General features: G+C 70.1%; 18 protein-coding genes, 1 tRNA gene and 1 pseudogene. 7 read left to right on the plus strand and 13 right to left on the minus strand.

Annotated features, from left to right (window positions below; all coding sequences use genetic code 11):
* A complete protein-coding gene (locus tag CCN39_RS10690; protein ID WP_086840835.1) occupies positions 1-450 on the plus strand; it encodes a hypothetical protein in 450 nt (149 codons plus the stop codon).
* Between the two features lie 27 nt (positions 451-477).
* On the opposite strand, the gene CCN39_RS10695 is transcribed toward CCN39_RS10690, so the two are convergent.
* Positions 478-900, minus strand: a complete 423-nt coding sequence (locus CCN39_RS10695; RefSeq protein ID WP_086840837.1) for a hypothetical protein — start codon at positions 898-900, stop codon at positions 478-480.
* Positions 900-4,832, minus strand: a complete 3,933-nt coding sequence (locus CCN39_RS10700; protein WP_086840839.1) for a golvesin C-terminal-like domain-containing protein — start codon at positions 4,830-4,832, stop codon at positions 900-902. Before CCN39_RS10700 ends, CCN39_RS10695 begins: the two co-directional genes overlap by 1 nt.
* Here CCN39_RS10700 and CCN39_RS49340 point away from each other — a divergent pair.
* Positions 4,814-5,008 carry a hypothetical protein gene (locus CCN39_RS49340; protein WP_143264006.1) on the plus strand — a complete coding sequence of 65 codons (195 nt, stop codon included), beginning with the start codon at positions 4,814-4,816 and terminating at the stop codon, positions 5,006-5,008. The two genes, CCN39_RS10700 and CCN39_RS49340, sit on opposite strands and share 19 nt — an antisense overlap.
* Here the strand turns inward: CCN39_RS49340 and CCN39_RS10705 are convergent, their stop codons facing one another.
* The gene (locus tag CCN39_RS10705) at positions 5,009-6,718 is read right to left on the minus strand and encodes a serine/threonine-protein kinase (protein WP_086840841.1); all 1,710 of its coding nucleotides are present in this window, start codon (positions 6,716-6,718) and stop codon (positions 5,009-5,011) included.
* Between the two features lie 118 nt (positions 6,719-6,836).
* On the opposite strand from CCN39_RS10705, the gene CCN39_RS10710 reads away from it, so the two are divergent.
* Together CCN39_RS10710 and CCN39_RS10715 are read left to right on the plus strand one after the other, a co-directional pair.
* On the plus strand, positions 6,837-7,817 hold the full coding sequence (locus CCN39_RS10710; RefSeq protein ID WP_208630198.1) for a metallophosphoesterase: 981 nt from the start codon (positions 6,837-6,839) through the stop codon (positions 7,815-7,817).
* Between the two features lie 29 nt (positions 7,818-7,846).
* Positions 7,847-7,920 (plus strand) — tRNA-Pro (locus tag CCN39_RS10715).
* Between the two features lie 41 nt (positions 7,921-7,961).
* Here CCN39_RS10715 and CCN39_RS10720 read toward each other — a convergent pair.
* Positions 7,962-8,732 carry a class I SAM-dependent methyltransferase gene (locus tag CCN39_RS10720; RefSeq protein WP_086840843.1) on the minus strand — a complete coding sequence of 257 codons (771 nt, stop codon included), beginning with the start codon at positions 8,730-8,732 and terminating at the stop codon, positions 7,962-7,964.
* 39 nt (positions 8,733-8,771) lie between these two features.
* Here CCN39_RS10720 and CCN39_RS10725 point away from each other — a divergent pair, with 39 nt between their 5' ends.
* On the plus strand, positions 8,772-10,622 hold the full coding sequence (locus tag CCN39_RS10725) for a S9 family peptidase (protein ID WP_086840845.1): 1,851 nt from the start codon (positions 8,772-8,774) through the stop codon (positions 10,620-10,622).
* Between the two features lie 36 nt (positions 10,623-10,658).
* On the opposite strand, the gene CCN39_RS10730 is transcribed toward CCN39_RS10725, so the two are convergent.
* On the minus strand, positions 10,659-10,844 hold the full coding sequence (locus CCN39_RS10730; protein WP_086840847.1) for a tautomerase family protein: 186 nt from the start codon (positions 10,842-10,844) through the stop codon (positions 10,659-10,661).
* Positions 10,845-10,877: 33 nt separating this feature from the next.
* Complete coding sequence (locus CCN39_RS10735; RefSeq protein ID WP_086840849.1) at positions 10,878-11,504, minus strand: TIGR03085 family metal-binding protein; 627 nt, start codon at positions 11,502-11,504, stop codon at positions 10,878-10,880.
* A gap of 184 nt (positions 11,505-11,688) precedes the next feature.
* Here CCN39_RS10735 and CCN39_RS10740 point away from each other — a divergent pair, with 184 nt between their 5' ends.
* Positions 11,689-13,974, plus strand: a complete 2,286-nt coding sequence (locus tag CCN39_RS10740; RefSeq protein WP_086840851.1) for an NACHT domain-containing protein — start codon at positions 11,689-11,691, stop codon at positions 13,972-13,974.
* Here the strand turns inward: CCN39_RS10740 and gad are convergent.
* From gad to CCN39_RS10760, 4 genes are all read right to left on the minus strand, one after another.
* Positions 13,971-15,359: a glutamate decarboxylase gene (gene gad, locus CCN39_RS10745; RefSeq protein WP_086840873.1), complete on the minus strand. Its 1,389-nt coding sequence runs from the start codon at positions 15,357-15,359 to the stop codon at positions 13,971-13,973. The genes CCN39_RS10740 and gad overlap by 4 nt on opposite strands.
* A 73-nt stretch (positions 15,360-15,432) precedes the next feature.
* Complete coding sequence (locus CCN39_RS10750) at positions 15,433-15,909, minus strand: Dps family protein (protein WP_086840853.1); 477 nt, start codon at positions 15,907-15,909, stop codon at positions 15,433-15,435.
* A gap of 46 nt (positions 15,910-15,955) precedes the next feature.
* Entirely contained in the window at positions 15,956-16,378 is a 423-nt protein-coding gene (locus CCN39_RS10755) for an organic hydroperoxide resistance protein (protein WP_086840854.1), read from the minus strand.
* 134 nt (positions 16,379-16,512) lie between these two features.
* Positions 16,513-17,085 (minus strand): NADPH-dependent FMN reductase, encoded by a 573-nt coding sequence (locus CCN39_RS10760; protein ID WP_208630199.1) that lies wholly within the window; start codon positions 17,083-17,085, stop codon positions 16,513-16,515.
* Positions 17,086-17,211: 126 nt separating this feature from the next.
* On the opposite strand from CCN39_RS10760, the gene CCN39_RS10765 reads away from it, so the two are divergent.
* Positions 17,212-18,264 (plus strand): alpha/beta hydrolase, encoded by a 1,053-nt coding sequence (locus tag CCN39_RS10765; protein ID WP_086840859.1) that lies wholly within the window; start codon positions 17,212-17,214, stop codon positions 18,262-18,264.
* 77 nt (positions 18,265-18,341) lie between these two features.
* Here the strand turns inward: CCN39_RS10765 and CCN39_RS10770 are convergent, their stop codons facing one another.
* The 3 genes and pseudogenes from CCN39_RS10770 to CCN39_RS10780 all read right to left on the minus strand — a co-directional run.
* On the minus strand, positions 18,342-18,872 hold the full coding sequence (locus CCN39_RS10770; protein ID WP_086840861.1) for a hypothetical protein: 531 nt from the start codon (positions 18,870-18,872) through the stop codon (positions 18,342-18,344).
* Positions 18,873-19,260: 388 nt separating this feature from the next.
* On the minus strand, positions 19,261-19,869 hold the full coding sequence (locus CCN39_RS10775) for an acyl-CoA-like ligand-binding transcription factor (protein ID WP_208630200.1): 609 nt from the start codon (positions 19,867-19,869) through the stop codon (positions 19,261-19,263).
* Positions 19,850-20,183 (minus strand): annotated as a pseudogene (locus CCN39_RS10780) (MFS transporter); the annotation flags it as partial. The pseudogene CCN39_RS10780 and the gene CCN39_RS10775, both read right to left, overlap by 20 nt.

Here is a 20,183-nt window from a genome sequence, read left to right on the forward strand (position 1 = left end):
GTGAAATGGCGGCTGGTCGCGGGAGCGGGAACGGCGGCAATAGTCCTGTTCGCCGTTCCCGCGGCCTGCCAGTCCTGGCGGGATCACGCCAGGAACGCCGCCCGCGAGCACGCCATCGGCAACGTCCGCGGCCTGGCGGCCAAGGATCTGGCCGACATCGTCGCGGACCCGGCGACCCGCAGCTCCGACCCGCGGCAGGCCGCCCAGCGGGTCTCGGCCTACCTCACCCCGCCCAACCCCACCGAAACAGTGTTGCGGGACAACGGGTTCGAGGTCCGGACGCACTTCGACGAACCATGGTCCGACCAGGGCCAGGAACACCGGGTCCGGCTGTGCGTCGCCTACGTCACCCGTGCCGCCGGCACCGACCCGGTGACACTGGCCGACCGGCCGTGCCCGGACGACCCGTCCTTCAGTCCCGGCCTCGACGAAATCGTGAAGACCGGCTGAAGGGACGCGGGCCGCCCGAGCCGGAAATCAAGCCGGCGGACTGGTTCCGGGACAGCTCGGCAACCGGTCGTACCGCACCGGCGTCCCGGCCGCCGGCGGGACCGCGAACGAATAGCAGATCTGGTGGTCCGGGTCCGGGGACACGAGCCGGACGACCACCGTCGCCCCCGCGGTGTCCCGCCTGATGCCGATCGCCGACGCGCCGTCGATGGCCGCCGCGCGGCGGAGCGCGCCGTCCTGCGTTCGCTCCGCCGGGGTCAGCTTCTCCAGGCCGGCGGCGATCTCCGGGGCCTCCGTGCCGACCACGTGCGGCTCCGTGACCTTGTCCTGCACCCGGGCCGGGACGACGGTGAAGAGCAGCACCACTCCCGCCGCCCCGGCCAGTACCGCGCCGAGGAGGGCCCAGAAGAGCACGCGCAGCGGCTTCGCCCGCCGTCCCGGTCCGGTCATCAGCTCGGGTAGTGGAGCTGGGCCAGGCGCTGTTCCATCACCTGAGCGTAGCCCGTCGTCCCCGCCGCGTTGGGGTGGAACATCTCGCGGCTCAGGCACGCTCCGCCCAAGATGTCCCAGAAGCAGAACGGGGACGGGTTGTCGCCGCTGTGGAAGTCCCCCTCGCCATTGGGGCCGAGGACGATCTTGTTGATCCACTCCGGGTCGTCGCACCCGCCGTGGCCGACGAAGGCGGGGATGGGGTCGGCGGCGTCGACGGTGATGCCCTCGCCCCGCAGCTGCGTGACGACCTCGGCCTCCTTGTCGCGGGCGTAGTTGGTCAGCTCGGCGATGGCGTGCACCTCGGACATGTCGAAGTACCAGGAGCCACCGCACTTCACCGTGCGGCTCAACGGCTCCGGGTAGGCCGTCAGCACGATCCGCGCGTTCGGCGCCTCGCTGCGGATGGCGCGGATCGTGTCCGCGATCCGCGTCTTCGTGCGGTCGAAGATGGCCTTGTACTTCGGCAGGTACTCGTCGTCGGCGCAGTTGGTCGGGTACGCGCAGTCCATCAGGGCGTTGACGAACGCGTTCTCGTCGTTCCCGCCGATCGTCAGGGTCACCAGGGTGGTTTCCGGGGTGAGCACCCCGGACGCCACCTGGTTGATCTCGTGGAACTGGCCGTCGCCCTTCTCGTACTGCTCCGGGTGGATCCACGACGTCGGGATCGAGCCCGAACCGTTCCACCGCCCGGACACGTTCCACGTCCACGCTCCGGAACAGGCGACGAACCCGAGTTCGCTGTTCGTGTTCCACTGGTCGGACAGCGTGCCCAGCGGACCGCCCGAGCCGGGGATCACCATCTTGCGCGGCCAGGCGTTCGCGCTGCGGCGGCAGGCGTTCCACTCGGCGTTGCCGTGGTTGGCGTCGGATTCGGTCGCGTAGTTGCCGGCGCCCTCACCCGACGAGTAGGAGTCGCCCAGCGCCGCGACGATGTTCGTCGGCTTGGCCGGCAGCGGCTGGAACGCGATCGCGTCCCAGGCGACGTCGAGGTCGCCGGTGCCGTCCTCGGTCAGCGAGCTCATCGAGACGCTCGGCCGCCCGGCGAACGGGTAGACCCCGATCGACACCCAGCCGTTGCGCTGGATCTGCTGGTTGAGGTACCGGTGCCGGCTCTGCCCGTCGCCCAGGCTGATGTCGTAGCGCGCCTGCTGCGTCTGGGCGCCGATGTCCGGCAGGTGCACCATGACCCGCGCCCAGGCGGTGAGCGGGTTGGTCAGCGACCACGTCCCGGTCACCTTCAGCCGGCCGCCTTCGACGGCGGACGTGCGCGTGTGGCCGAAGTAGAAGTGACCGCCGAAGCCGCCGCCGAGCTGGTGCGTGTCCACCTTCCCCGGGTAGTGCCCGGTTCCGTCGTCGGAATAGCTGAGCTGGAAGCTGCCCGCGTTGGTCCAGGTCTGCGCGCAGTTGTTCCGGACGGGCGGGGCGCCGTTCGCGTCGTCGACGATCAGCGCGTTCGACGGCAGCCCGGCCGTGCTGCAGTTCGGCGGGTAGCTGTTGGCGTCGTCCTGGTAGGCGTAACCGGGGTCGAACCGGAGCAGTTCGTACCCGCACGAGGAGTCGCAGTCCGGCTTCCACGTGTTCGACTGGTGGTACCAGCACTTCAGGTCGAACTTGCCGCCGGTCTTGTGCGCGCACGGGCCGGCGGGTTCGCCGACGACGTTGGCCGGGTCGTCCGGGCCCGTACCCGCGTAGTCCGGCACGTTCTTCTCGCCCGGGTGGCATTCGTTGCTGTCGTCGCAGAACTGGTTCACCGGCGGCTTGACCGCGATCCGGTTGTCGACGGTGTTCCACCACGACGGCCGGAAGCCGGCGACCATGGTGCCCGGCGTCTCGATCAGGTTGACCGGGTGCCCGGCCCAGCCGAGCACCTTCTCCGGGTACGGCCAGTACTGCGGGTGCGCCGCGTCGGCGTAGGTGTACTCGAGGAACGGGAGCCGGCTGTCGAGGAACCGCGGGTTCGCGGGGTTGTTGCCCCAGCCGAGCCCCCACGGCGCCGTCCCCGACGCGGGGTGGAACCCGGAGTTGTAGGCCCAGATCGCGAAGAACCAGTTCTCGATCCGGGAGACGTCACCGTTGTTGACGACGAGGCCGGCGGAGCGGACCTCGTTCCACTTGTTCGAGATGATCTGGGCACCGGCGGCCACGTTCGCGGCGAAGTCCAGCGCCACCGCCCGCTGCGTCTGGTACGGCCAGGCCTCGTCACCCGGGCCCTTCTCCTTGCCCGCCAGTCGCATGTGGTCGGTCACCTGCGTGACGCCGTACCCGCAGTCGGCCTTCGCCCAGTCGATCGTCCAGTCGTCCGCGGCGTTGCCGTTGTAGTAGTTGATGCCGTAGTAGTTGCCGATCAGCGGGTTGCCGGTGGTGCCGGGCACCGAGGACCGCGCGGCCTGCCACATGTTCGACTCCTGCGCCGTGATGCCCAGCATCACCTGCGCGGGCACGAACCCGCCGCCGGCCAGGTCCACCTTGGGGAACAGGCCCTGTGGCGTGTACGCCGGCATGCCGAGGTTCTTCCAGTTCGCCGGCCGCTGCACCGTCAGCGCGCCGCGGACGGCCTGGTCGACCGCCCACTCGACCTGCCGGGGCTTCGGCTGCATCGCCTGGTTGCGCGAGTCGGTGCGGGGCACGCTGCAGTAGCGGTCGGCCGAGTCGGACGGGTCGGTGGGGTTGCCGTTGGTGGTCGCGCCGGCCGACGTGCCGGCCGGCGCCGGGCTGGTCACCCGGCCGGCCGCGGGCGCGGTGTCCGTTTCGGCGACGAGCGTGACCTGCTTGCGGGTGGGCAGGACGGTCGCGGTGATGTTGACGGCCTGGGCGCCCGCGGGCGCCTGCCGCGGGTCGGGCGCGCCCGGCTTGACCACCTCGGTGACGGCGAGCCGGCCTTCGGTGGACACCGTCGCGTCCTTCGGCACGTCGAGCAGCGAGACGGCGGCGGGGAGCGCCGCGCCCGTGGCCTTCTTGGCGCCGGTGACGGCGACCCGGCCACCGCGGCCCGAGGTCACGCCCAGCGCGGTCCGCGCGCCGGTGGCGAGGGTCCGGGTGGTGACCGATCCGTCGCCGGCGAGCACCGCCCGGCGGGCCTTGGCGTTCTGCGTCCCGTCGTGGTCGAGGTAGACCACGCCGCCGTCGGCGTCGGCGGCCAGCGCGTAGGGCACTCCGGACGCCGGGGCGACCCGCTGCAGGGCGCCGGTTTCGGTGACCCGGACGAGGGCGTCCTTGGTCGCGCCGATCAGGCCGTGCGCCGTCGGCACCGCCGACGTCAGCTGTCCCGCGACGTCGACGGGTGCGGCGAGCTTGCCGGAAGCCGCGTCGAGGCGCAGCAGCCGGGTCTTCCCGAGGTCTTCGTCGCCGGCCTGCGTCAGCACGGCGGCATCGCCGGTGCCGCAGGACGGGTTGAAGTAGGCGAGGCTGGTCCGGACCGGCAGCTTCCGCACCGCACCGGTGCCGAGGTCGACGACGGCGGTGAACGCGCCGCGGTCGAACAGCTCGGTCTTGTTGGTGAAGGTGCGCGGGGCGTAGGCGACGACCGCGTGGTGGGCCGATCCGGTCACGCAGACGTTGCCGATCCACGTGTCGGCGTCGAAACCCGGCTCGGACAGCGTGGCGACGGTGTGCCACTCGTAGGCTTTCGCCTCGTCGGCGACCAGGAGGTGGAAGCCGTCCGAGTCACCGCTGGTGGTCCAGGCCCGGTCGGCCGAACGGTCCCAGCCGGGAGCGCGTTCCGCCGCGCCGACGCTGCGGGCGGTGGCCCGTGGCGGGGCCGCGGCCCGGGTGTCGGTCTCCGGGTTCGGGACGTTCGGTGCGGCGGACGCCGGCGCCGAGACGGCGGCGCTCACCGAGATCGCGACCGCGAACGCGGCCGCCCATCGGAGCCGTGGACGACTGGACTTCACTGATCCCCCTCGATGCAGCGGGCCATGAACCTGCTCGCACGGAAAACACCGCGCCGGAAACGGGCGCGGTGCGAAAACCCCAGCTGATGACGACCGGCAACGGCTGCCGGCTTCGCCCCCTCTTCAAACGTATTCAGCCAGTTCGCCGCACGACGATCAATACGCTGCCCGGGTGATCAGCTCGGGGGCATCTCCGACAGGATCTCCGTGTTCCACCACTGGTAGAGCTTGTCCAGCTCGTCGTCGGTGGTGATCTTCGTGGACAGCAGGATGCCTGCCACCAAGTTCTTCTTCTCCGTCCACACCAGCTGGGCCGGGTCATCCCGGAAGCAGGTCAGGTACTCGCCCGGGACCGGGTTGCGGACCTCCGCCCGGTAGTACGTGCCCCAGATTTTGGGGTATTTGTCCGGACGGCACGCGCCCTGCGCGTCATTGCGGGTGAGGCCCTGCGTCTTCACGATGTTCTGGAAGAACGCGTCCATCGCCGCGGCGTCGGCGAAGCGGAGGAATCGCGCGCCGGTCGGCTCCGGGAACCAGACGTTGCCGATCCTGACGTCGCCGACGGTCGAACCGGCGCACTCGACCGCCGCGGCCGCTCCGGCGGGCGCCGCCGCGTCGGTGCACGTCCGGTAGATCGGCGGCAGCGCGGCGGCCAGGCGGTCGTCGTGCGGCGGCTTCGATTCCGCAGTTTTCGGGGATTCCGAAGTGGACGGTTGGTCGGGCGACGTTTCCGTTGGCGGCGTGGAGGTTTCGCCGGTGGTCGGCGGGTTCGTCGGACCGGCCGTCTGGGTCGTCCTGTCCCGCGTCACGACGTACGTGATCACCAGCGCCACCACGACGACTCCGGCCAACGCGGCGCACAACGCGATCCACCGGTTCCGCTGCGACTTCGCGGCCGGCGGCGGCCCGGTGACCGGACCCGGGCGCGGCGCCGTCGGGAGCGGCATCGGCCGCGGCGGGGTCATCGGCGCCGGAGCGGCGTGCGGCACGAAGCCCGGCACCGTCTTCGGTGGCGGCGCCACCTGCGGCACGAAGCCCGGCAGCGTCTTCTGCCAGGTCGGGATCGGCGGGGCGGGCGCGGTGATCGCCGCCTGGACGGCGTCGGCGAACGCCCCCGCCGTCCGGTGGCGGTCGGCCGGGTTCTTCGCCATCCCGCGTGCCACCACCGCGTCCAGCGCCGCCGGCAGCCCCGGGCGGGCCCGCGAAAGCAGCGGCGGCGGCGCGGTCAGGTGCGCGCCCATCTGCGCCGCCGCGCCCTCCGCCGGGAACGGGCGGTGCCCGGTGAGGCACTCGAAGAACACGCACGCCAGCGCGTAGACGTCGACGAGACCGGTGATCGGGGCGTCGCCGAAGCGTTCCGGCGCCATGTAGTCGAGGGTGCCGATCACGTTGCCGGTGCCGGTGATCGACGTCCCCTCCGCCGTCATCGACCGCGCGATGCCGAAGTCCACCAGGTACACGAAGTCCGCGTCCGTCACGAGCACGTTCGACGGCTTGACGTCGCGGTGCACCAGGCCGTCCGCGTGGGCGGCGTCGAGCGCGCCCGCGACCTGCGTCACGATCCCGGCGGCCCGCGCGGGGTCGAGCGGCCCGTCCGCCAGGAGTTCCTTCAGGTCGCGGCCTTCGACGAGCCGCATGTCGAGGTACAGGCGGCCGTCGATCTCGCCGTAGGCGTGGATCGGGATCACGTGCGGTTCCCGCAGCCGCGCGACGATCTGCGACTCGCGGCGGAAGCGGGCGCGGAAGGCTTCGTCGGTGACGAACGGCTCGGACAGCAGCTTCAGCGCGACCACGCGGTCGTGCGCGGTGTCGTACGCGCGGTGGACCTCGCCCATGCCGCCGCGGCCCAGCAGGCCTTCGATCCGGTACGGCCCGAACTGCTCCATCGTTCTCCCCAAGCCCCCCGGCTCAGTACCCGTCTTCGGGCCGACGCAGATGTTAAGCACGAGGTTCCCCGTAACGGCGGCGAAGTCATCCAACTGTTGAGCACGTATCCTGGGTGCTGTGAGCACGCTCAGTAACACACGCACGTCGGGGGCGACGGCGGCGCGCCTCGCCGCGGGGACGGTGGCGCTCGGCGCCGCCACCCTCGGTTACGCCGTCGGGATCGAACGGCGCCGCTGGACCCTCCGCACCGCCGAACTGCCGGTGCTGGCGCCGGGGTCCCGGCCGTTCACCATCCTGCACGTTTCGGACCTGCACATGCTGCCCGGTCACCACAGCAAGCAGCGCTGGGTCGCCGCGCTGGACGAGCTGAACCCGGACCTCGTCGTCAACACCGGCGACAACCTCTCGCACCGGACGGCCGTCCCGGCGGTGCTGCGCGCGCTGGGCCCACTGCTCGACCGGCCCGGCGTGTTCGTCTTCGGCAGCAACGACTACTACGCGCCCAAGCCGAAGAACCCGGCCCGCTACCTGATGCCGCAGGGCAAGAAGAAGCGCATCCACGGCGTCCAGCTGCCGTGGCGCGACCTGCGGGCGGCGTTCGTCGAGCACGGCTGGACCGACCTGACGCACGTCCGCCGCACGATCGACGTCGGCGGGCAGCGGGTGTTCGCGGCCGGCGTCGACGACCCGCACCTGCGCCGCGACCGCTACGCCGACATCGCGGGCCCGGCCGACAGCGGCGCGGCCGTCCGCCTCGGCGTCACGCACTCGCCGGAGCCGCGGGTGCTGGACACGTTCGCCACGGACGGTTACGACCTCGTCCTCGCGGGCCACACCCACGGCGGCCAGCTCCGGCTCCCGGGTTACGGCGCGATCGTCACCAACTGTGACCTGGATCGCAGCCGGGCACGCGGGGCGTCGAGGTGGGGTGCGCACATGTGGCTGCACGTCTCGGCCGGGCTGGGGACGTCACCGTGGGCGCCGGCCCGGTTCGCCTGCCCGCCGGAAGCGAGCCTGTTGACGCTGGTCCCGCGCGGATCGGGGTCGACCGAGCCGCATAAGTCGGCCCCCCGAAAAGCCCGCGACACCGTCCGCTAGACTTCTCCACGACCCGTTAAGCAGTACCTCGGGGTGTGGCGCAGCTTGGTAGCGTGCCTCGTTCGGGTCGAGGAGGTCGTGGGTTCGAATCCCGCCACCCCGACGAGTAAGAGCCGGTGTCTTCGGACACCGGCTCTTCTGGTTTCAGCGGGTGGCCGTCACCTCCACCCAGCACTGGCTGAAATCTCCGTCACCACCGCGGGTCCACATCCACGCCGAGCGGGCCGCGCTCGCCAGCTGGTCGCGGTCGCGGGCGTACGCCGGGTCCGTGATCGCCGCGTCGAGCCTCGACTCCACGTACTTCGCCAGGTCGCGGTAGCTCATGTCCTCGCGGTACTTCGCGCGCGAAGCCACCTCCGTGAAGCCCGCCCGGACGCACTCCTCCGCGATGTGGCGGCCGGCGAACGGGTCGCCGCCCGCGCGGCGGCGCAGGAGGTAGTGGCCCCTCAGGGCCGCGTCGACGTTCGCCGTCTTCGGCCGCAGGCGCGCCTTGCTCCAGTCCGATGTGGACAAGGCCAGCCGCCCGCCCGGCTTCAGCACCCGGCGCAGCTCCGCCAGTGCGTCCGCAGGACGGGAAAGATGCTCGAACAGCGCGTGCGAGAACGCCACGTCCACGCTGCCGGAAGCGAACGGCAGGTCGTACGCCGACCCGACCACGAAGTCCACTGTGGACCTTCCGGCCCGGCGGGCCAGCTCCCGGGCCATCGCCACCTGACCCGCGTCCCGGTCGACGCCCGTGACCCGGGACTCCGCGGCCAGGCCCAGGGTGATCGAGCCCGGACCGCAGCCCAGGTCGACCACCCACATGCCCGGCCGGAACAGGGGCTGGGCGAACGTCGCGCGCTCCGCCGCCGTGCGCGCGGACATCATCGACACCGCGTCTCGCCCGTAGCCCGGCGCGTAACCCTCCAGCACCCCGCACACAGTACGGCCAGAAGGTGGCAGGATCGAGGGGTGAGCACGCAGTCAGCCAACCAATATCCGCCCGCGGTGGTCCCGGACCGGCTGTTCGACGACGCCGAAGCCGAAGCCCGCTGGCGCGCCCGCTTCCACGCCCCGCGCATCTCCGTGCCCGAGTGGGCTCGCGACGCCCCGGAGGCCAACGTCTACGTCTCCAACGCCAGCGGTGTCTGGGAGGTCTACGCCTGGAACCGCGCGACGGACGAGCACCGCCGCGTCACCGACCGGCCGAACGGCACCCTGCACTCGACGCCGTCCCCGGACGGCGAGTGGATCTGGTGGTTCGACGACACCTACGGCGACGAGTTCGGCTCCTGGGTCCGCGAGCCGTTCGCCGCGACCGAGGGCAGCAAGCCGGAGAAGGCCGTCCCCGACGTCCACGACGGCTACCCGGCCGGCCTCGAGATCGGCACCCGGCTCGTCGCGGTCGGTGTCTCGACCGACGACGGCAGCGAGCTGTTCGCCCGGATCGGCGGCGAGACGCACCGCTTCTACAGCCACCCGGACGACGCCGGCATCGCGTCCCTCTCCCGCGACGAGAGCCTGATCGCGATCTCGCACTCCGAGCACGGAGACTCGCGTCACCCCGCGCTGCGGGTACTGGCGACCGACGGGTTCGGGACCGTTTCGGAGAAGTGGGACGGCGAGGGCAAGGGCCTCTCCGCCCTCGAGTTCTCGCCGCTGCCCGGCGACCAGCGGCTGCTGGTGCTGCACGAGCGCCGCGGTCGCGAGGAGCTGCTCGTCTGGGACGTCCGGGCGGACACCGAGACCGAAATCGAGCTGGACCTGCCCGGCGAGGTCGTCGCGGGCTGGTACCCGGACGCGCGCGCCCTGCTCGTCGTCCACTTCCACGAGGGCCGCAGTTCGTTGTACCGCTACGACCTCGACACGGCCGAGTTGTCCTCTGTGGACACCCCGGCCGGCCGGATCGGCGGCGCGGGCGTCCGCCCGGACGGCACGGTCGAGTACTCGTGGTCCAGCGCCGCCGAGCCGACCGCGGTCCGGGCGCGGACCGGCGACGGCACCGACTCGATCCTGCTCGAGCCGCCGGGTGAGCGGGCGCCGGGGTCGGAGCCGGTGACCGACGCGTTCGTCGAGGGCATCGGCGGGCGGATCCACGCGCTCGTCTCGCGGCCGTCGGGCGCGCCGGAGGGCCCGCTGCCGACGGTGTTCTCCCTGCACGGCGGCCCGCACGCGGCGGACGAGGACCGCTTCTCCGCCTACCGCGCGACCTGGCTCGACGCCGGGTTCGCCGTGGTCGAGGTCAACTACCGCGGCTCGACCGGCTACGGCTCGGCCTGGCGCGACGCCATCGAGGGCCGTCCCGGGCTGACCGAGCTCGAGGACGTCGCCGCGGTCCACGACTGGGCCGTCCAAACCGGACTCAGCGACCCGGCGAAGTGCGTCGTGAACGGCGCTTCGTGGGGCGGTTACCTGTCCCTGCTCGCGCTCGGCACCCAGCCGACGCGATGGGCGGCGGGCGTCGCCGGGGTGCCGGTGGCGGACTACGTCGCCGCGTACGAGGACGAGATGGAGCAGCTCCGCTCGTTCGACCGCGCGCTCTTCGGCGGTTCGCCGGAGGACGTGCCGGCGGTGTACCGGGAGTGCTCGCCGATCACGTACGTCGACGCCGTGACGGCGCCGGTGCTCGTGCTGGCCGGCGACAACGACCCGCGCTGCCCGATCCGCCAGATCGAGAACTACCTCGACCGCCTCGGCGGCCGCGAGCTGCACCACGAGTTCTACCGCTACGACGCGGGCCACGGCTCGCTGGTGATCGCGGAGACGATCAAGCAGACCGCGATCGAGGTCCACTTCGCGCTGCGGGCCCTCGGCCTGCGCTGACGTGTCGCCGGGAGGCCGTCCGGCCTCCCGGCGAGGTCAGCGTTCCGAGTACAGGACGCCGCCGGAAGCCCAGTGGTCGGCACCGATCTCGACCAGCGTGACCTGGACACCTTCGGGCTTGCCGCCGCAGGTGCGGACGAAGGCGTCGGTCAGCTCCCGGACCAGTGCGCTCTTCTGGGCCGGCGTGCGGCCGGGGAACATGGCAACGCTGATCATCGGCATGGCGGCTCCTGCGCTAGGGGGATGCCGCGAAGCCTAAAGCCCCCGGTCGGCCGCCTGCAGCCGGCCGACGGCCGCCGCGTCACCCTCGAAGTCGAGGTGAACGGCGTCGCGGCCGAAGACGAAGAGCAGCAAGTCGACCGGTGCCCCGACGACGGTCACGGGGTCGGGCCCGGTCTTGACGGCGGCCTCGCGGCCGTCCCTGGTCCGCAGCGTCACACCGACGGGTGACTTGCGAAGGTTCAGCTTGGCGGCCTGTTTCGCCGACTTCCAGGCGGCGGCATCGCGGGTGGGGTCCGCGGGCCGCGGCTCCCAGCCGTCCTGCGCGCGCCGGACGTCCTCGTGGTGGACGAGGAACTCGGCGGTGTTGGTGAGTTCGTCGAGCGGGCCGATGGCGGTGGGCCAGAACTTCGCCGGCCCCCGCCGCACCTGCTCGACCAGGTTCGCCCACGGCTTCGCGGCGTACCGGTCCTGGACCTTCTGGGTGTACCCGGCGAGCGCGGGCACGATGATGCCCGGAGCGGCATCGGGCCGGTGTTCCCGCACGACCAGGTGCGCGGCGAGGTCCCGCGTCGTCCAGCCGTCGCACAACGTCGGCGCGTCCGGCCCGAGTTCTTGGAAGAGCGCACTCAGCGCCCGGCGTTCGTCAGCAGCGACACCCATGCCAGCGACGTTACCCGCCGGTAGACGCCCTGGCGACGGGAAGAGACGGTGGGCACGTGCCCACCGTCGCACCGGCCTTCGTTCCGATCGGGCAGTTACGCCACTCAGGTGACCCCGAGACTCCCTTTGCCTCAGGTCAGCCCGCCGGGTACCTGCGGTCGTCCCGAGCCGCCACAATACGACGATGCGCACGTGGTGGGTGAAACTGCGAGCCGCCCGGCAGACGCCTTGGTGGATCTGGTTGTTCCTTGCCGTGTTGCTTCTGGTTTCAGGAGAGATATTTCGCCGGCAGGACCTCGACGAGCAACAGGTCGCCAGACTGATCCAGGTGGCCGGCCTGCTGATCGCCTCGGCTACCGCACTCACCAAGGTCGTTGCCTGGGTCAAGGCTCGCTTGCGCGGCACGTCAACGCCGAAGAGCGCCATCGAATCACTCGCCTCCGAGATATTCCGCAGGGAAGAGTCGAGCCGATACGACCTGCTCGCCGACACAGCATCAGCCAACTTGAGCTACTCCGGCAACACGCCGGGGACCACGCATCGACCGTCGCTGGTGCGCCGACTGATGAACGGAATCGTCCGCTACCAGGACATCCGCGGCGGAACACGCGGAGATTTAGCCGATATCGGGGAATTCTTCACGAGTCTGCCGACCGGCCGGCTGATCATCCTGGGTGACCCCGGTTCCGGTAAAACGATGATGAGCATCGAGCTCACCCTGCAGTTGTTGCAATCGGACGATCCGAATCCGACCATCCCGATCCGCCTGAGCCTGGCCGGCTGGGATATCCACCAAGATTTCGAGGACTGGCTGGCCGACCGATTGGTTGTCGACTACGACATCAGAGCCGCCAGCGCAAAAGAACTGGTGACCGCGCGCCCCCGGAAACTGCTGCCGGTACTCGATGGCCTCGACGAGATGGATCGAGCCGACGCCGAAGAACCGCGCCGCGCGTTGCACGCCCTTCAGGTATTGAATGAATACATTGACGGACCGGCCCGCGGAAGGGTGGTGCTGACCTGTCGATCGGCTCGTTATGCACAGCTGGAAGCCGGCGGCGCAGCCCTGCGCGATTCGACCAAGGTGCAGATCCTTCCGCTACAGCACGCACAGATCGTGGGCTACATCGAAAGAAGGTTCGAGGCCGCCCGCCATCAACGCCAGCGATGGCTCACCACACTCGACGAGCACACGGAAGTCCTGGATGAGGTGTTGTCGACACCCTGGCGGCTTCACCTCGCGACCACCTTGTTCGACGGGGCTCGCGATCCCGAAGAGATGTTCGCCCCTCACCATGACCCGTCAACGATCCAGCCGACGAAAATCGAAGAGTTCCTGCTCGATTCTTACGTCTCGGCGGCAACCCGAAAAGAGAATCAACGCAAGTCAACGAAGTACACTCCGGAAAAAGTGGAGCATTGGCTCGAGAACCTCGCGACACACCTGAACTGGCAGGCAACCATCAGTTCACAGGACTCCGGGACACCACCAGGGCTCTCCGGCATCGATTTCACGCCACATCTGCTGTGGCCAATTTCCGGCCGAACGACCGTCCGATACACTCACATGGCCGTGAGCTTACTCCTGTACTACTCGTTCTTTTTTGTTATTTTCGGCACTAAATTGACCGAAAATCTCCCGCTTTTCTTCAGTGCGCTCGGCGTTACCGACCCGTGGGCGACAACACTGATCATCACAACGCTCCTCGCAGTACTTCTCCTGGGCATGCCCGGCATAGTGCTCACGGGTGCGAGCCAGCAATGGCCGACCCCGTGGGTCCGCAATCGAGTTCGGATATCGCCCAGAGATCGGCTTCGCCTCAGCGCGAAGGCCGGCACCAGAACGGCGGTCCGCGCTACCATGGTCGGCATGGTCTCCGGCGCAGCGCTGCTGGCGGCAACCAGCGGCAGCGGACAGCTCGAATGGCCAAAAACACTGCTCGGCAATATTTTCGTCGCGGTCTTGTTTATCCTTTTCATCGGGGTTTCCGTTGGCATAGTATCCGGAATACTCTCCACAGCCGTCAATGCACTGTCGGCACGCATGACCGAATGGAACCACGGAATCGACATAACAACACCCCGGTCAACCCTGAGATTCGAGCTGTTGTTCTTCGTCGTGCTTGTTCCCTTGATCGGCACACTGACACTCGACGCACTCGACTGGATTGCCGAAGGTCGCACACCGATCAGAATCGATATTCTTTCCGACTTTCTCGCGATATCGCTTCTTGTCGCAAGTGCACTGATTCCGGCTTGGACCAGATACGCCGTAGGAATGGCGTACGCGGCCGCCAAGGGCACCCTGCCCCTGCGACTTTCCAGGTTCCTGCAATGGGCTTGTGAGGCGGGACTACTCAGGAGGTCCGGGGTGAGCTACCAGTTCCGGCACCTCGAGCTCCAGCAGCATTTGACCAGGACTCGGGCAGTCCGGGAGCACCCTCGGCTACCCGAGTCCTCGGTGAGCTAGTGGTGGAACGCCGTCGCCTGCGCGGGGTCCTTCGGGCGGCCGCCCAGCTGCTCCAGCTCCGGCAGCACCCGCCGCAGATCCGCCAGCAGCAGGTCCGCCAAGTCGTGCGTGAAGCCGTTGCGGACCACGATCCGCAGCACCGCCAGGTCCGTGCGGTTCTCCGGGAACGTGTACGCCGGCACCAGCCAGCCGCGCTCGCGCAACCGGCGGGACACGTCGAAGACGTCGAACCCCGCGTCCGGGCGGGTCGTGAACGCGAACACCGGGAGCTGATCACCCCGCGTCAGCAACGAGAACGGACCGAGGGCCTCGATACCGGACGACAGGTGCACGGCGACGTCACGCGAAGCCTGCTGCACCGCCTGGAACCCGGTGCGCCCCAGCCGGACGAACGTGTAGTACTGGGCCGCGACCTCGGCTCCGGGCCGGGAGAAGTTCAACGCGAACGTCGGCATGTCGCCGCCCAGGTAGTTCACGTTGAACACGAGCTCGGACGGCAACGCGGCCTTGTCGCGCCAGATCACCCAGCCGACGCCCGGGTACACCAGCCCGTACTTGTGGCCCGACGTGTTGATCGAGGCCACGCGCGGGAGGCGGAAGTCCCACTCCAGGTCCGGGTCGAGGAACGGGGCGATCATCGCGCCCGATGCGCCGTCGACGTGCACCGGGATGTCCCAGCCGGACCGCTGTTCCAGGGCGTCCAGGGCCGCCGCGATCTCCGCGACCGGCTCGTAGCTGCCGTCGAACGTCGAGCCGAGGATCGCCACCACGCCGATCGTGTTCTCGTCGCAGCGGGCCACCGCCTCGTCCGCCATGAGGTGGTAGCGGTCGCCGTCCATCGGGACCAGGCGGGGCTCGACTTCCCAGTACTCGCAGAACTTCTCCCAGCACACCTGGACGTTCGCGCCCATCACCAGGTTCGGCTTCCCGCCGCGGCCGAGGCGGGCCCAGCGCCGCTTCAGGGCCATCCCGGCGAGCATGCACGCCTCCGACGAACCGGTCGTCGAGCAGCCCATGATGTCCGTGGGATCCGGCGCGTGCCACAGGTCGGCGAGGATGTTCACGCAGCGCCGCTCGAGCTCGGCCGTCTGCGGGTACTCGTCCTTGTCGATCATGTTCTTGTCGACGCACTCGGCCATCAGCTCGCGGGCCTGCGGCTCCATCCACGTCGTGACGAACGTGGCGAGGTTCAGCCGCGCGTTGCCGTCCAGCATCAGCTCGTCGCGCACGAGCTGCAGCGCGGTGTCCGGCGGCAGCGAGTCGTCGCGCAACCTGTCGTGCGGCATGACGAAATCGGCCGCCAGTGCCGGGTTCGTCCCGGCGTAGAACGGGTTCGTCCCCGCCGCGCGGTCCGGGCGATCGGCGTTCCCCTGATGCAAGACCATGCCACCGAACGTACTGGCCCGCACCGACGGAAAAGGGCCGTTCCGCCGGGAACGGCCCTTTCGTGGCGAAAAGTCAGGCCTGCTGGGCCTGCCACATCCAGTGCGCCTCTTCGAGCGCCCGGGTGATCTCGATCAGCAGGTCCTGCGTGACGAGGTCGCTCTTGTCGGTCTCGTCGATGCGCTGGCGCAGCCGCTCGATCAGCGCCGAGAGGATGTCGACGATCGCGGCGACCGTGGACTCCACCGACTGCCAGTTGTCCGGGTACTCGGGCACGCCCGAGCTCTCGACGACGGTCTTCGCCTTGCCGTTCGGCGAGATGCCGATGGCGTTGGCGCGTTCGGCGACCTCGTCGACGTACTGGCGCGCGGTGTTCACGAGCTCGTCGAGCTGCAGGTGCGCACTGCGGAAGTTCGATCCGACGACGTTCCAGTGCGCCTGCTTGGCGATGAGGGACAGGTCGACCAGATCGACCAGCGTCGCCTGCAGGGCGTTGCCGGTGATCTCCTTGTCGGCCTCGGAAAGCGGGCTCTTGATCGGAGACTTGCTCATCTGGCGGTGATCCTTTCCTCGTACTGGTTCGGACCGGGGCGGCGGGTCAGACGGTGGCGGAGAGCGCCACCTCGATGTTGCCGCGGGTGGCGTTGGAGTAGGGGCACACCTGGTGCGCCTGCTCGACCAGCTGGTCGGCCTGGGCCTGGTCGAGACCCGGCAGCGACACGTTCAGCGCGACGCCGAGGCCGAACCCGACCTCCTGCTTGAGCACGCTGACCTCCGCGGTCACGGTCGAGCCGTTCAGCGGCACCTTCGCCTGGCGGGCGACCAGCTGCAGGGCGCTGTGGAAGCAGGCCGAGTAGCCGGCGGCGAACAGCTGCTCCGGGTTGGTCTTGTCCCCGCCCGGGCCGCCCATCTCCTTCGGGATGGCCAGCGACTCGTCGATGACACCGTCCGAGGACGTCACTTCGCCGTTGCGGCCGTCGCCGCGCGCCGTCGCCACCGCGGTGTAAAGCGCCTGACCCATGCTCAGCCTGCCTTCTGTCGCGGACACCCCACAGCGGGCGTCTCACTGGGCACAACATCCCGCACCCGCGGAACGGTGCCCCCACATGGCAGGCATCACGTCGATGGCTTACCCGGCACTCCCCGGGCGAAACGTCATGCGGTGCGCGTCACCGCGAATTCGGCGACCTGCCGCCCGATCAGGCGAAGGGTGCGGACGCTCTTCTCGTCCGACGCGCCGCCGCCTTCGTCGAACTTGGTCTCGGCCGAGTTGATGGAGCCGCCCAGCGGGGTGGCCCAGCCGCGCAGGGCGTGCGTGATCGTGCGAAGCTGCTCGAGCGTGGTCACCGCGGCCTGCCAGCCGTACGCGACGGCGGCGAGGCCGACCGCGCGGCCGTCGAGGTAGGGACGGCGGTCTTCGCGCAGGTCCTCGACGTAGTCCAGGGCGTTCTTGACCAGGCCGGACAGGGCGCCGTGGTAGCCGGGCGAGACGACGATGAGCCCGTCCGCCTCCCGGATGGCCTCGACCAGCCGGGTGGCGCGCTCGTCGCGCTCGGGGACGCCGGCGTCGTAGAACGGCAGCACGAGTTCCGGGCCGGTGAGCAGCCGGGTCCGGACACCCACCTCCGCCGCGCCGTCGAGCGCGATCTGCAGCGCGCGTTCGGACTGGGAGCCCTCGCGCAGAGAGCCGCCGATCCCGAGCACGTTGACCGTCCTGGCTGAAGTCACGTTTTCCAGGCTAACCCCTCTACTTAACTGGAGGACCAGACTCTGGGACCGAGGTCCTGGTCACAACTGGACCTGTTACCTACTGGCAAGTAGCCTCACTCCAGCCCCGACGCTGATGGAGGAACCATGGCGATCCCGCTCCCGGTCCGCGCCCAGGCGGCCGCGTCCCAGCTCGCGTTCTGGCTGCCCACGCCGGTGCGGCGGGCGATCGCCGGCCGGACCGTCCGCATCGACGGCCAGGAGCTCGCGCTCGACGCCCAGCTCCTCCTCCGGCTCCAGCGGATCGCTCGCGCCGAGCTGGTGCGCGGCTCGGTCGAGCAGTCGCGGGCCCTGCTCGACCTGGGCAGGCACCTGGTCAGCGGCAAGCCGATCGAGCCGGTTTCGGTGCGCGAGATCGCCGTTCCGACTCCCGACGGGGACCTGCCCGCGACGCTGTACACGCCGGTGGGACTGCCCGAGGAATCGCCATTGCTGGTGTTCTTCCACGGCGGCGGCTGGGTGATCGGCACCCGCGCGAGCCACGACAACGCCGTCCGCTTCCTGGCCAAGCACGCCGGGGTGCGGGTGCTGTCGATCGAGTACCGCCTGGCCCCGGAGTTCCCGTTCCCGGCGGCGACCGAGGACGCGCTGGCGGCGTTCGAGTACGCGGTGGCGAAGGCGGGCGACCTGGGTGCCGACCCGGCGCGCATCGCGGTGGGCGGCGACAGCGCGGGCGGCAACCTCGCCGCGGTGACGGCCCAGCAGGCCGTCCGCCGCGGCGGCCCGGTTCCGGCGTTCCAGCTGCTGATCTACCCGGCGACGGACTTCGCGCGGCGGTACCGCTCGCAGGACCTGTTCGCCGAGGACCTGTTCCTGACCGACGTGCACATGAAGTGGTTCGAGGGGCACTACGTGCCGGAGGGCACGGACCTGAGCGACCCGCGGCTGTCCCCGCTGCGCGCGGCGGACTTGAGCGGCCTGCCGCCGGCTTTGGTGGTCACGGCGGGGTTCGATCCGTTGCGTGACGAGGGCGAGGCGTACGCGGAAAAGCTGCGCGAGGCGGGGGTCGAGGTGACGTTGCGGCGGCACGAGGACCTGATCCACGGGTTCATCAACTTCACCGGGGTCGGGACCCGGTTCCGGGAGGCGCTGGCGGAGATGGCAGGAGCGCTGCGGCAGGGATTGTCCAAAGTGCACTGAACAGCCCGGGAACGCCGGAGCCCGGCGCGGAGGAATGTCCGCGGCCGGGCTCCGGGCCCCCTGTTTCCCTGCGGTGGCTACGACCCCGGTACCGGCAGCGGCGGCAGCGGCAGCGGCGGCACCGGCAGGCCGCCGAGCAGACCGCCCAGGATGCCTGTTACCGCGGCGAGCAGGGCTTTCACCAGGTCACTGACGATCTTCAGCGGACCGGGCAGATCCGGCAGCGAAGGGATCGGCAGCGGCAACGGCGGCAGCTGGCGCGCCTTCGCCGTCGGGTCGGCCAGGAGCCGGTTGGACTCGTCGGCGCGGCCCTTGGCCAGGCCCGCGAGCTGCCCGGTTTCGGTCTGGATCGTGTAGCGCTTGCCCGCCGCGATGTCCGCGAGGACCGGGCTCAGCCGATCCAGGTCCGTCCGCGTGGCGCCGACGTCGCCCGCGTAGGCCACCTTGGTGAGGTCGTCACGCATCTGGAGCACCTGCGCGGCGAGGGCCTGGGTGCTGGAGGAACCCTTGCCCCCCTCCGGGCTCGCCGACGCGATCCCCGCCGTCGCGACCGCCAGCAGACTGCCGGCAGCCACCAGGGCGATGACTCGCCCGAACTTGGCTTTCATTCCTTACCTCCTGGCATCGAGACCTGACGAGGTAAATCGATACCCCCCGTGTCGGAGATAAGCCACCCGATCACCGCTTCGGGACGTTTAACACCCTTACGTGCCGGATCTGAATGAGGCGAACTGGCCCGCATTGGATTAACCGCGAAACCTTGCCCGTCCCCCTGAAGATCATCATGACCGATTCCGAGGATCACTGCTGGTAGCATCCGTCCACTATGGAACGTTTGGGTAACCCACACGAGTGTAAACAGTGATCATTTAGCTTCATCACTCCGTCGGACCGCGTGTTTCGACTGCTCCAGATGGGTCGTCCCCCACGCTCGCACCGCCACCCACACGGTTTCCTCCCGACGTGGACGCGGAAATGCGAAATCAATTCCGGAATTCAGAGCGGCAGACCCGCGTCCAGGTGGGCGACGGCCTGATCGATGACCACGAGCGTGTCGGCCTCCGGGTCCGCGGCGGCGCCGAGGAACGCGGCCAGCACCACGCCGACCACCGCGCCGGCCCAGTTGCGGACCTCGAAGTCGTCCACCGCCCGGCCGGTGCGCCGCGCGGCCAGGCCGGCCAGCAGGTCGATGCCCTCGGCGAACTTGTCCATCACCGCGCTGCGCAGCTCCGGCTCGCGGAACACGAGCCGCTGCCGCTGGCGTTCCCGGTCCCATTCCCCGGCCGGCAGCTGCTCGCGGATGAAGTTCATCGTCGCCCGCAGCGCGCCGATCGGGCTCAGCTCCGGCGACTGCCCGGCCGCCGCCTCGATGAGCACCGGGTCGAACGGGTCGTAGAGCACCGTCGCCTCCTTCGTCGGGAAGTACCGGAAGAAGGTGCTGGGCGAGATTTCCGCCGCGGCCGCGATCTGGTCCACCGTCGTGGCGCCGTACCCCTGCTCGTCGAACAGCCGCAACGCGTGCCGCTGGATCGCGGCACGCGTCCGGGCCTTCTTCCGCTCCCGCAGTCCTGTGGGCTCAGTGGGCTCAGCCGGCGACGACGTCATGCTCCGATTCTCGCGGCTGGGCTCCCGCCGCCGTCCGGCCGGGCAGGAACACCAGCGCGAGCAGCGCCCCGGCGACGGTGAGACCGGCGCACACCCACAGCGTCGCGGCCATCCCGCCGGTGAACGCGGCGCGTGCGGACGCGGCCAGCTCGGGCCGGTGGAGCCGCTCCGCCACGGCGACCGCACCGGAGGCACTGCCGCGCACCACGTCGGCGACCGGCGCGGGCAGGCCCCCGACGTCGACGCCGTCGCGGTAGCCGGCGTTGAGCACCGTGCCCAGCACCGCGACGCCGATGGTGCCGCCGACCTGCCGC

The organism is Amycolatopsis kentuckyensis, assembly GCF_002155975.1.
Lineage (GTDB): Bacteria > Actinomycetota > Actinomycetes > Mycobacteriales > Pseudonocardiaceae > Amycolatopsis > Amycolatopsis kentuckyensis.